We start from the raw sequence: 12,431 nt of genomic DNA, 5'->3' as shown, positions 1-12,431 counted from the left end.
TAGTGCCCGATGATCGTCACCTGTCGATGACCTCGGTTTGTTTCTAGTAGCCATGCAGTGTGTGATCTTCAACACGGAATCTGACGACATGACGCTTGCTTTGGATACCAAACGGCAGGAACAGCACTTCGACTGGTCGGGTGTGCCGATCGACCTGGGTGGCATGGAGCCGCTCGATCAGATCGCGCGCCTGCTGTGCCACGCCCTGGTTGCGCCTGCGGCCGCACTGACCATCGTCGAGGGCGGCCGCGTGCGCGTGCTGGCGGCGCGCGGCATCAGTGCCGCCCATGTCGAGCAGGCCATTGAATTGTGCCGGCATGCGTCTGCGGCGCCCAATGGCGTGACGGAACTGATTGAACCTGCCGCCCTTGCCCCGATCCAACTGGGCGACGCCGCCTTCCCGGGCTTGCCGGCGCGCTTTATTGCCTGCGTCCCGGTCGGTGCACCGCAGACCGGCGTCTTCGGCACCTTGTGCGTGATCGATACGCGCGAGCGTCGCCTGGCCAGCCAGGAACACCAACAGCTGCTGATGTTCGCCAATGTGGCCGCGGCGCAACTGGAACTGCAGTTCGGCGCCGGGCGGCGCGAACCGCACAGCGGCCTGCTCAATGCACGCCAGTTGCAATCGGACCTGGATGCCCTCGCCTTCGGCAGCCACTGCGTACCGACCATCGCTGCCTTCATCGAGGTCTACGACACCCAGGCAGCCAATGAAGCACGTCAGGCACTGGGCATGCAGCCGCTGGAAGAACTGGTGCGCCACGCCAGCTATGTACTGACGCGCGCGCTGCGCGGCAAAGCCACCGTCTATCACGTGGCACCGATGCGCTTTGCGTTTTTTCTGTTGAATTCTGCGCCAGACGAGATGGAAGACCTGTTGCTCGATCTGCGCGACATGCTGCATGCGCCGATGGATGCGGCCGGCATCCCCATGTCCTTGACCTTTCATGCCGGTGTGGTGCGCTTTGCACCGCAGCAACCGGACACCAACGATGTCATGCGCAAGGGGCTGGTGGCGCTGGGCGATGCGATCAGTAATCACGCCATCGTGTGCTGGTACAGCGCCTCCCACGACGATGCGATCCAGCGCTCGTACCGGTTGGCACTGGATGCCGAAAAGGCGCTGGAAGCCGGCGATTTCCGCCTGGTGTTCCAACCCCGGATCAATCTTGCAGACATGTCGGTGACCGGCTTCGAGGCGCTGTTGCGCTGGCGGCATGCCAGCCTCGGCCCGATCGGCCCGGATGAATTCATTCCCTTGTTCGAAAAGACCGCCTTGATGTGCACCGTCACCAACTGGGTAATCGAGAACGCGCTGGTGCACTTGGCCAGCTGGCGTGCGCAGGGGCTGGATTTCTCCATGTCGATCAATCTGTCTTCGCGCGATTTCGGCAACCGCAATCTCGCCGCAGACGTCATCCAACGTTGCAGGGAACTGGCCATTCCCACCCATCGCATCGAGCTGGAGATCACCGAGGGCCGCTGGTTGCGCAGCAATGTCGAGGCCGTGCCCCGGCTGCGCACCCTGCGCGACGCCGGGGTCAGTGTGGCCATCGACGACTTCGGCACCGGCTACAGCAACTTCGGTTACCTCACCGAGCTGCCGGTCAACGTGCTCAAGCTCGATCGCTCGCTGGTGACCGGCATCGCCACCAAGGCCGGCATGCAGTTGCGCGCCGAGGCGGTGGTACGCCTGGCCAGCGCGCTGGGATATCGCACCGTTGCGGAAGGCATCGAACACGCCGACGAAATTGCGCTGCTGCGTAGCTGGGGATGCGATGAAGCGCAGGGCTATCTGCTGGCCCGGCCGATGGAAGCGGAGCTGGTGGCGGCCTATGTGGCAGGCGCGGTGGCCGAACAGCGCTTGCCGTGATGCGATCTGCTCAAGTAGGCGCGTGCATCGTCCTTGATCGACTCACACAGCGCCGCCCTCGCCTGCTGCAGTGATACGCGTGGCAACGCAGCGCGCACGCTGCGTTGCCACGCGACCATCAACTCAGATCGTGCAGGTCCTTGCCCAGCGGCGGACCTAGCGTCCAGTCGGAAAACCGCACCTTCAGCCCGGCACGCTCCGGCGTACAGCACATCGGCCCGACCTGGTACGCGTCGGCGACGGGAAACGGGCAAAGCCTGACCAGCGGCCAGGTCCGGCCATCGGCCGATACCTGCAGACGCAGGACGCCGTCGGCAACGGTGGCGCGTATCCAGAAGTCCTTGGGGTCGGCCTCGTAAGGGCCGGTCGCCCAATCCGAGACCGGGTTGGTCAATACGCTGCTGAGCATGGCACGGCCATCGCTAAGCTCGATGCCCGCCTTGACCCAGTGCTGCTCGTCCACGCGCACCATGATGCCGGCCTGATCGTAGAGCGACTCGTATTGCGCACGCACCCGCAACTGCGCAGTGAAGCGCGCTGCGGCGGTGATACCGAGAAAATGCCCGCTATCGCGCGTAAATCCGTAATGCGTCTTGCGCCAGAAATCGGTGGCCTTGTCGGTGACCACGTCCAAAGTGCCGCCGCTGATTGCGACGGTCCGTGGCCGATTGAGCCAGCTGCCATTCTGCCACTGCGTGTCCTGCGCCATCGTGTTCTCCGTCTTGGGTTGCCTGGCAAGCACACCGCCGCTGATGGCCATTCCCATCGCGCCGCCCAGCAGGCGTCTGCGTGCACCGTCTATCGCATCGTGGGTCATTCAGTGTCGTCCATGCATTTGAAGAACTGCATAGTCTAGCCGCGCGATCGGGCAAAAACGCGTGTGCCTGGGCAGTGCTGCGGATGGCTGGCGTCGCTGCGGCAACAGCTTCAGTGCTGGCGCCAACCCACGCTGTCAGCGCTGTGCGAGCGCGTATTCCAGCGCTGCGCAGATCGCAGCCACCTGCGCAGCGTTGCACTGCGCGGGCGTCGCGCGTGGACTGTCCGGATACACCTCGGTGGTGGTGCGATAGCGCGCGTCGGTGACGCCCGCGCACAGGCCCAGACGCCGTACCGGGTAGTTGATCACGCCAGGAGCGACCACCGCTGCGCCGATGATCTGGCCGTTCGCGTCGGCAGGTGCGATATGAGTGAGCTCGGCGACGGCGGCAATGATTGCCTGCTGGAACTGCGGTTGCGGATCGTCGCTATCGCCCACCAGGTAAAAGCCATCGGGAATACTGCCGGGCACGAAATCGACGCCGTCACGTGCGGCCAGGGCCGGACGAAATTCGCTCTCGTCGCTGTCGGTGGTTTCGTGCAGATCGATATGCACCAGCATCTGTCCGGCCACTGTGGCGACCAGCTGCATCAAGGCCGCCGACTCGGCGGCCGGGCTGTCCGGCCGAAACGCACGATTGGGGTCGATGGCATGGGCATTCCAGCGCTGGATTCGCTCGTAGCCCCACGGATTGACGCAAGGCACCACCAGCAGATTGAGCTTGCCTGCGTAGGCCGCCGCGCGTTGCTGCAGGAACTGCAGTGCGCCCTGCACGCCGCTGGTTTCATAGCCATGCACGCCACCGGTCACCAGCGCGCAAGGTAAACCGGCGTCCCACTGCGCGCTGCGCAGCGCGATCAGCGGATATTGCTCGGCTGCCGCCCGGATCGTCCCGTAATGCACACGCTCATAGCTGGCATCCAGTACATCGATGACCTGCACCACATCGTCGGCATGACTGCGCTGACGCAGCTGACGTGCCCGCCATGCGGCGCGCTCCGCCTCGCCCCAGGCCTGTTGTGGAGTGCCGATCGGATAGGCCATGCGTTCTGTCATTACCGGTGCCGTCCATTGAAAGACGGCCAGGGTAAGCGCTGCGCGCCGGGCGGTCCATTCGGCGGAAGATGCGATGATGGTGACGACCCGTAAGGTCGAGCCCGGTTGCTGCTGACCTTCAAATTTGCCTGTCAACAAGGCTGTGTCGACATTGGGCGCGATACCGCTTTGGATAAGGATTGCCGCAACTGTGGCCGCGGTTGGGCCTGCCCTATTCGCTGACCCGGTTTCAGTGTTGGGCGGTCGAAGGGTTCAAGACAGGCGAGCTGCCATGCAGTGGCATCCCTAGCCTTCCACCGAACGCGCTTGGCTCCTACTCCATCTGCCGGTTTTGCAACTCTGCAGTGGGTGCAAATCCTGCATTCACCTGGGTAGGTGCACCAGGCAATCGCGAAATATTTCCCTGCAATCGATAGCGTGCGTGCGACAACGAGTGAAAAAACTTCCGATCTCGTCGTGATGCATTGCACATCAATATCTTTATCAGGTCTCAATCAACCCAAGCAACGCACAAGCAGATTAAAAACAACATGTCGCTGCAATCGATTGTTCCAGACATGCTGCCAGCGCTGCGGACAGCTCCGCAAAACGAAGCAGGCCCCGCACATGGCGTGCAGGGCCTGCAGTCCGCTGCAGCAAGAACGGCGCGCCAGATGCGCGCCGCACTCTTGCCTAGACGGCCTCTTCCTGAGGTTTGGCCTGCTTGGAACGCCCACCCTTGCTGCCGATCCGCGACATATGATCGCGATCGCGGCTGACGGCCTGGCCGCCCTTGCGGCCAGCTTCGCGTGCTTCGTCGCTGGTAAATTCGTGCGCGTTGCCGCTGGCATGCGCTGCCTTGCCGCCGCTGCTCGCCAATACGCGGCGCTTTTCAGGATCCAATGCGGCAAAACCGCGCCGGCTACGAGTACTGCTTTGTCCGTCTTCCACTGTGCCTCCTCTCGATGCGTCGATCACGCCACTGGTAGGAGGGGGAAAGCAACTATCGTGCCAACCCATAAAGCCTTGCCGGACGGCGCCACGCCGCACGATGCAGGAAAAAACAGCTGCGCTCGCTGTGCAAATCTTGCACTCCTGCCTTGCGTGGGCTGATGTTGCACACGTGAGGCACCGATAGCGCTACCAACGCAGCCCGCACGAACCGCCTGCCCATGCGGCCGCCGCCGGCAGCACCCAGGCATGCAGCATCGTCAGATCGATCGATGCCTGGCTCGCACAATGCGTCAGCGAACCGCAACCAGGCGCAAGGTTCGGCGATGTCAGACCGGCAGCGTAGTGGCGCTGCGCCCGTCAGCCAGCAATGCGGCCACATGCCGCGCGATGCTCAGGCAGCAGGTCAAGCCTGGCGACTCGATCCCGAACAGGTTCACCAGACCGGCGATGCCGTGCATGGACGGACCGTCGATGCGGAAATCGGCCGCCGCCTCGCCCGGCCCGCTGATCTTCGGCCGCACACCGCAATAGCCGGGCTGCAATGCGTCGTCCGGCAGGCCAGGCCAGTAACGCCGGATCGCTGCGGCAAAACGCGCCGCATGCGCTGGCTCGCAGTGATAGTCGGGCTGCGCGACCCACTCCACGTCGGGGCCGAAGCGCGCATGCCCATGCAGATCCAGCGTGAGATGCACACCCAGGCCGCCGGGTTCGGGCATGGGGTAGATCAACTGCTGGAAGGGCGAGCGCCCCGCCAGGGTGAAGTAGCTGCCCTTGGCGAAATAGCCGCGCACCTGTGCATGCGCAGGCAGACCGTCGATCCGCGCGGCCAGTGGCGGCGCACCATGGCCGGCCGCGTTCACCAGCCAGGCGCAGGTCAGCCTTGCCGGCGCCTGGCCCGCGACGCTCACGCGCAAGCCCTGCGCAAGCGGCTCGACCTGCGCGACTGGTGCGCGCAGCGCCACAGTGGCGCCATGCGCTTCGGCATCGCCCTGCAACGCCAGCATCAGCGCATGGCTGTCGATGATGCCGGTCGTGGTGGATTCCAGCGCCGCCACGCAGCGCAAGGCCGGTTGGCGCGCCTGTACCTGCGAAGCGTCGAGCGGCAGCAAGCCGTGCGCGCCGCTGGCGATGGCACTGCGGTGCAACTGCTCGAGCTGGTCGCGCTGCGCGTGGTCGCAGGCGATGATCAATTTGCCACAGCGCCGATGCGGCACGTGGCGCTGCTCGCAGTACGCATACAACAGCGGGTTGCCGCTGATGCACAGCTGCGCTTTCAAGGAAGCGGCCGGATAGTAGAGGCCGGCATGAATCACCTCGCTGTTGCGTGCGCTGCTGCCGGTGCCGATGGCGCTGTCGGATTCCAGCACCAGCACCTCGTGCCCTCGCATCGCCAGCTCGCGCGCAATTGCCAGCCCCACCACTCCGGCACCTATCACGATGCACTCGACGTCTTGCATGGCCGCTCTCACACGATGGCCGATCAGTCTATCCGCACACTAGAACGGGCAGGATTGTCGCGACCGTTATCACTGTTTTCTCACTATCCAGCTCTATATTCAGCTCAAGCCATGACGTAAATCACGTTATTCAACGCCGACAGACGTTTTCCGAATTTTGCGGTGTGCATTCTTCCCCCACCCGAGCGCACCCCGTCGCGTCCGGTTCGAAGCTGCAATCACCGAAGGAGTTTGAATGGACGCAACGCGTTCGGTCCTGCTTGCCTCCAATTACGAGGCATGGCCAGAGGCCTTCATGGCCAGAGGCCTTCAATGGGCAGGCATATGCATTGCTCAACGTGGTCCGCAGTCTGGAACACGCGCAGCTGTTGTGCCCGCCCGCGGCCGATTACACCCGCGGGCGCGGCGTCAATCCCGGCGTGTCGTATCTGCTCAACGAACTCAAATACCGCAGTGTCTCTGCGCTGCAGCGGCTGAGCGGGCAACCTGCGCTCTCCAACGCACAGCCACGGGTGGTCGAACAGGACTATGACCTGTTCTTCTACGTGTGCCAGTTCCCCCGGGAATTGAGCACGCTGGGGCGCATCAAGGGACGGCGCGAGCGCTGCCGTACCCGCGTGGTGTATCTGCTGGAAACCTGGCCGGAATTGCTGGAATCGCAGAAAGCCGAGTTGAAACTGCTGGATCAGTTCGACCATGTGTTCGTGCTCAATGCCAGTTGCGTCGATGCGCTGCGTAGCTATACCAGCACGCCGGTATCGTTTCTGGCCAGCGCCTGCGACACCCTGCTGGCAACGCCACAGCCGCGGCCACCGCAGCGCTGCATCGATGTGGTCAGCATCGGCCGGCGCATGCCGCAGGTGCACGCGCAGTTGCTTGCGCATGCACAGGCCAACCCGGATTTTTTCTATCTGCACGATGTGCTGCGCGGTGGCGCGGTGCAGGACTGGGCTGCCCATCGGCTGCAGTCGGCAGCCATGATCAAACGCGCCAAGTTCTTCATGGCGCACGACTTCGTGGTCGACACCCAAGGATTTTTCAAGGGTGTGAAAAAACAGGCGCTGGCAACGCGCTATTTCGAAGGTGCCGCCGGGGGTGCGGTGATTCTTGGCTCCGCACAGGCATGCCCGGAATTTGCCGAGCACTTCGATTGGGAAGATGCAGTGATCGAACTGCCGGCCGATGGCAAGGAGATTGGCCTGTTCCTGCGTGATCTGGAGCAGCAGACCGACCGACTGGAGTGTGCCCGCCTGCACAACACCGTGCAATGCCTGCGACGGCACGACTGGGCACACCGATGGGCGCAGATCCTGCAGACGCTGCAGTTGCCGCGCCCGCCACTGATGGCCGAGCGCTTTGCCATGCTCGACAACCTGGCCACGATGGCCGAACAGGCCGCCTGCCCGCCGGCGATTGCGCTGAGCATGACCGCCTAGCGCTCCATCGCACTGCGCCGAGTCACTGGCGCGTCAGTTCAAGGAATAGCAATGAAAGCAGTCATTCTGGCGGGCGGCCTGGGAACGCGCATTTCCGAAGAAACCGCCATCCGCCCCAAGCCCATGGTGGAGATCGGCGGCAAGCCGATCCTCTGGCACATCATGAAGATCTACGCACACCACGGCATCCAGGATTTCATCGTCTGTCTGGGCTACCGCGGTGAGGTGATCAAGGATTTCTTCATGAATTACCACATGCGCGAATCCGACGTCACCTGCGACCTGGGCAGCAACACCACCACCCTGCACAACACCCGCGCAGAACCCTGGCGCGTGACGCTGGTGGATACCGGTGCCCAGACCATGACCGGTGGCCGGTTACGCCGGGTACGCGAGCATCTGCGCGACGAGGCGGCGTTCTGCATGACCTATGGCGATGGTGTGGCCGATGTGGACATCACCGCCGCCATCGCACTGCACCAGCGCGAAGGCCGCATGGCCACGGTCACCGCAGTGCAACCGCCCGGCCGCTTTGGCGCCCTGCGTGTGGAAGGCGAACAGGTCACCGGATTCCGCGAGAAACCGCTGGACGGCGACGGCCTGATCAACGGCGGTTTCTTCGTGCTGGACCCGCGCGTGATCGATGTGATCGACGGCGATGCCACCGTCTGGGAGAACAGCCCGCTGGAAACACTGGTCGATCGCGATGAGCTGAGCGTGTATCGCCACGACGGCTTCTGGCAGCCGATGGACACGCTGCGCGACCGCAATCATCTCGAAACCCTTTGGTCGTCCAATCGCGCGCCCTGGCGCGTGTGGGAGTAACAACATGCGTATTCTGATCACCGGCAACATGGGCTACATCGGCCCGGTCGTGGCTGCGCATTTGCGGCAGCGCTATCCGCAGGCCTGGTTGGTTGGGCTGGATCGCGGCTGGTTCGCGCATTGCCTGTCCGACCCGCGCCGCCTGCCGGAAGTGGTGCTGGACCAGCAATGGTTCGGCGATGTGCGCGATCTCACCGCGCAGCAATTGCAGGGCTTCGACGCGGTGGTGCACCTGGCCGCGATCTCCAACGATGCGATGGGCAAGCGTTTCGAGCTGGTCACCGATGCGATCAACTGCCGCGCCAGCGTGGCGGTGGCGCAAGCGGCCGCGCAGGCCGGTGTGGGGCACTTCGTGTTTGCCTCCAGCTGCAGCGTGTACGGCGCCGCCGCCGATGGCACGCCACGTTCGGAAACCAGCGCGATCGCACCGCTGACCGCGTATGCGCATTCCAAGATCGACACCGAACGCGCGCTTGCGCAGCTGGACACCGACATGGTGATCACCTGCCTGCGCTTTGCCACCGCCTGCGGTGCCTCCCCGCGTCTGCGGCTGGATCTGGTGCTCAACGATTTCGTCGCCAGCGCGGTGGCCAACGGCACCGTGGAAGTGCTGTCGGACGGCTCGCCATGGCGGCCGTTGATCCATGTGCGCGACATGGCGCGCGCCATCGACTGGGCATTGCGCCGCACGCCAGCAGCAGGCGGGCAGTTTTTGTTCGTCAATGCCGGCTCGGAGCGCTGGAACGTGCAGATCCGCGATCTTGCCCACGCGGTCGGCGTGGCGATCCCCTCTGCGCATGTTGCGATCTCCACCAGCGCACCCAGCGACAACCGCTCCTATCGCGTGGATTTCTCTCTGTTCGAACGCCTGGCGCCGGAACATCAACCGCAGGAAACCCTGCGCTCCACCATCACCGAGCTGCGCGACGATCTGCAGCGCGCCGGGTTCAGCGATGGCGACTTCCGCCAGCGGTCGGACTTCATTCGTCTGCGCATCCTGCAGCAGCTGGTCGACACCGGAACCCTGGCAGCGGATCTGAGGGTGGCGGCATGATCTTCCACCCCACTCCGCTGGCGGGTGCGTTCGTGATCGAGCCGGAACAACGCGGTGATGAACGCGGCTGGTTCGCACGGGTGTTCTGCACCCAGGAAATGGCGCAGGCCGGCCTGGTCGATCAGTTCGTGCAGGTCAACAACTCGTTCAATGCACAGGCCGGCACCTTGCGCGGCATGCATTACCAATTGCCGCCCGCTGCCGAGGTCAAGATCGTGCGCTGCATCCGCGGTGCGCTGTGGGATGCGATCGTGGATCTGCGCCCGGATTCGCCCACCTACCTGCAGTGGTACGGCACCGAATTGACTGCCGACAATCGCCTGGCGCTGTACGTGCCGCGCGGCTTTGCGCATGGCTTCATCACCTTGCAGCCGCAGACCGAGGCGTTCTATTTCGCCAGTGCGATGTATACGCCGCAGGCCGAGCGCGGCTTGCGCTGGAACGATCCGCGCCTGGGCGTGCAGTGGCCGCTTGAACCACAGCTGGTATCCGAAAAGGATGCCGCGTGGCCGGATTTCAACGAACAACAACACGGCATCCCCACCCTTGCCGGACTCACCCCGCGGGAGCGCGCATGAATATTGATCGTCTATTGCAGGCCCGTGCCGCCGAAGGCCGCCCGTTGCGTGTTGGCCTGTACGGCGCCGGCTTCATGGCGCGCGGCATCGTCAACCAGATAGCGCATTCGGTGCCGGGCATGCGGGTGTCGGTGATCTGCAACCGCAGCGTGGACAAGGCGCTGGAAGCCTACCGCCAGGCTGGCCAGCACGCACGCGTGGTGGATGGCGCCAGCGAGTTGAAGCGCCAGATGGCTGCCGGCATTCCCGCCGTGACCGGTGCCCCTGCACTGCTGTACGAATGCGATGCGCTGGATTGCCTGATCGATGCCACCGGCGCCATCGACTATGGTGCGCGCATCAGTCTGGGCGCCATCGCCCACGGCCGCCACATGGTCACCATGAATGCCGAACTCGACGGCACCGTCGGCCCGCTGCTCAAGCGCAAGGCCGATGCAGCCGGGGTGATCTTCAGCGCCTGCGATGGCGACCAGCCCGGCGTGCAGATGAACCTGTACCGGTTCGTGCGTTCGATCGGTCTGACGCCGCTGCTGTGCGGCAACATCAAGGGCTTGCAGGACCCGTATCGCACACCGGCGACACAGGCCGGTTTTGCAGCGAAGTGGGGCCAGGACCCGCATATGGTCACCAGTTTTGCCGACGGCACCAAGATCAGCTTCGAGCAGGCGATCGTGGCCAATGGCACCGGCATGTCGATCCTGCAGCGCGGCATGACCGGCTATGAGCATCGCGCACATGTCGACGAACTGACCCGGCGCTACGACATCGAGGCCTTGCGTGCGGTGGGCGGCGCGGTTGATTACGTGGTCGGCGCCCTGCCCTCGCCCGGCGTGTTCGTGCTGGCCAGCCACGACGATGCCAGGCAGCAGCACTACCTCAATCTCTACAAGCTCGGCGAAGGCCCGCTGTACAGCTTCTACACCCCGTACCACCTCTGCCACTTCGAAGTCCCGCTGTCGGTGGCGCGGGTGGTGCTGCTGGGCGATGCGGTGCTGCAACCGCTGGGGGCACCGCTGGTGGAAGTGATTGCCACCGCCAAGCGCGACCTGGCCATTGGCGAAACCATCGACGGACTCGGCGGCTACATGAGCTACGGCCAGTGCGAGCGCGCCGATATCACCGCAAACGCCGGGCTGCTGCCGATGGGCGTGGCCGAAGGCTGTGTACTCCGCCATGCGGTGGCCAAGGACCAAGTGCTGACCTACGACGATGTGCAGTTGCCGGCCAACCGCCTGATCGATCGTCTGCGTGCCGAGCAGGCCAGCGTTTTCGCCGACGCTGCGGAACTGGCCGCCTGAGCGCAGGGACATCGGCCGGCGTCCGCGTAGCGATGTCGCAGCCGATGGTCGCGCTGCCTGCCCGTCCCACCATCCGCGTCCTGCAGGCCGGGCGTGCGCTGGCCGCCACGATGGTGGTGCTCAGCCACAGCGTGCTGCCCACCACGCATCTGGTGCAGCCGTTACCGGCATGGCTGGCCGCGGCGCTGGCGCACGGCTATCTGGGCGTGGACTTCTTCTTCGTGCTGTCTGGCTTCATCATCTACTACGTCAACCAGCCCGGCGCGGACACGCCGGGCTGGAGCCGCGATTACGCCAGCAGCCGCATCAGCCGCATCTATCTGCCGTACTGGCCGGTGGGTGTTGCGTTGGCATTGGCCTATACGCTGCGGCCCAGTCTGGACGATGGCGACATGGGCTGGTCTTGGTTTGCCACGCTGACCCTGCTGCCGGTCGATGGGCAATCCGCGTTGGGCGTGGCGTGGACGCTGAGTTACGAGCTGATATTCTATGCACTGGCGTGGCTGTTCTTCCGTAGCGGGCATCCGCTGCGCTGCGCGCTGCTCTGGGCCGGCGTGACGCTGCTGTACGCGGCGCTTGGCGCGCCGTTCGCGCAACCGGTGGAAGTTTCCTGGCGGGCATTGCTGCTGCATCCCATCACGCTGGAATTCGTGTTCGGCATGCTGGCGGCACGCGCGGTATTGAGCGCTGCAGCATGGACGCTGTGGGTGAGCGCTGCAGTCGCGGTCGTGGCATCGGCGTGTTTCGTGCTCGATGGCATGCAACGCGTGCATTCGCCGCTGTTTGGCCTGGCGATCGCCGGCGCAGTGGTCGGCCTGGTGCGCGCGGAATGGCGCGGCTGGCTGCGTATCGGCCCGGTGCTGCTATTGCTCGGCAATGCGTCGTATGCGATCTACCTGGTGCATATGCCGTTGATGTCGCTGGTGGCACGCACCACGCGGCGGATGGGGCCGCTGGCCACCTGGCCGGTGAACCTGCTACTCAGCGTGAGCGCCGCGCTGCTGCTCGGCGTGATCTATCACCTGTGCTACGAGCGCATCGCATTGCGGCATGCGCGCCGCGTGCTGGCACGCCGCGTGATCCATTGAAGTTTTACGACCAAGC

At 64.4% G+C, this 12,431-nt stretch carries 11 protein-coding genes; 7 read left to right on the top strand and 4 right to left on the bottom strand.

The annotated features are described in order from the left end of the window. Positions 1-61: 61 nt before the first annotated feature. Entirely contained in the window at positions 62-1,873 is a 1,812-nt protein-coding gene (locus tag ABQY74_RS10560; protein WP_349792224.1) for an EAL domain-containing protein, read from the top strand. Between the two features lie 118 nt (positions 1,874-1,991). Here the strand turns inward: ABQY74_RS10560 and ABQY74_RS10555 are convergent, their stop codons facing one another. From ABQY74_RS10555 to ABQY74_RS10540, 4 genes are all read right to left on the bottom strand, one after another. Next, positions 1,992-2,690: a DUF1349 domain-containing protein gene (locus tag ABQY74_RS10555; RefSeq protein ID WP_039521591.1), complete on the bottom strand. Its 699-nt coding sequence runs from the start codon at positions 2,688-2,690 to the stop codon at positions 1,992-1,994. Between the two features lie 135 nt (positions 2,691-2,825). Continuing rightward, a complete protein-coding gene (locus tag ABQY74_RS10550; protein WP_039521589.1) occupies positions 2,826-3,746 on the bottom strand; it encodes a M14 family metallocarboxypeptidase in 921 nt (306 codons plus the stop codon). A 672-nt stretch (positions 3,747-4,418) separates the two neighbouring features. Then, the gene (locus ABQY74_RS10545) at positions 4,419-4,676 is read right to left on the bottom strand and encodes a KGG domain-containing protein (RefSeq protein WP_024940389.1); all 258 of its coding nucleotides are present in this window, start codon (positions 4,674-4,676) and stop codon (positions 4,419-4,421) included. 329 nt (positions 4,677-5,005) lie between these two features. Then, positions 5,006-6,136: an NAD(P)/FAD-dependent oxidoreductase gene (locus ABQY74_RS10540; protein ID WP_349791355.1), complete on the bottom strand. Its 1,131-nt coding sequence runs from the start codon at positions 6,134-6,136 to the stop codon at positions 5,006-5,008. 338 nt (positions 6,137-6,474) lie between these two features. Between ABQY74_RS10540 and ABQY74_RS10535 the strand changes: the two genes are divergently transcribed. The 6 genes from ABQY74_RS10535 to ABQY74_RS10510 are packed head-to-tail and all read left to right on the top strand — an operon-like array spanning position 6,475 to position 12,415. After that, positions 6,475-7,572: a glycosyltransferase gene (locus ABQY74_RS10535; protein WP_349792223.1), complete on the top strand. Its 1,098-nt coding sequence runs from the start codon at positions 6,475-6,477 to the stop codon at positions 7,570-7,572. Positions 7,573-7,623: 51 nt separating this feature from the next. Next, on the top strand, positions 7,624-8,397 hold the full coding sequence (gene rfbF / locus ABQY74_RS10530) for a glucose-1-phosphate cytidylyltransferase (protein WP_039527250.1): 774 nt from the start codon (positions 7,624-7,626) through the stop codon (positions 8,395-8,397). Positions 8,398-8,401: 4 nt separating this feature from the next. Beyond that, complete coding sequence (locus tag ABQY74_RS10525; protein ID WP_039527254.1) at positions 8,402-9,451, top strand: NAD(P)-dependent oxidoreductase; 1,050 nt, start codon at positions 8,402-8,404, stop codon at positions 9,449-9,451. Further along, a complete protein-coding gene (gene rfbC, locus ABQY74_RS10520; RefSeq protein WP_065047344.1) occupies positions 9,448-10,029 on the top strand; it encodes a dTDP-4-dehydrorhamnose 3,5-epimerase in 582 nt (193 codons plus the stop codon). The genes ABQY74_RS10525 and rfbC overlap by 4 nt, the downstream gene beginning before the upstream one ends. Further along, a complete protein-coding gene (locus tag ABQY74_RS10515; protein ID WP_349791353.1) occupies positions 10,026-11,327 on the top strand; it encodes an SAF domain-containing protein in 1,302 nt (433 codons plus the stop codon). Before rfbC ends, ABQY74_RS10515 begins: the two co-directional genes overlap by 4 nt. Positions 11,328-11,371: 44 nt before the next feature. After that, complete coding sequence (locus tag ABQY74_RS10510; RefSeq protein WP_372469820.1) at positions 11,372-12,415, top strand: acyltransferase family protein; 1,044 nt, start codon at positions 11,372-11,374, stop codon at positions 12,413-12,415. The last annotated feature ends 16 nt before the right edge of the window (positions 12,416-12,431 follow it).

The organism is Xanthomonas sp. WHRI 7064, from assembly GCF_040202355.2.
Lineage (GTDB): Bacteria > Pseudomonadota > Gammaproteobacteria > Xanthomonadales > Xanthomonadaceae > Xanthomonas > Xanthomonas arboricola.
The sequence above is the reverse complement of the archived record's forward strand: the minus strand, read 5'-3'. Positions and strand labels throughout refer to the sequence as shown.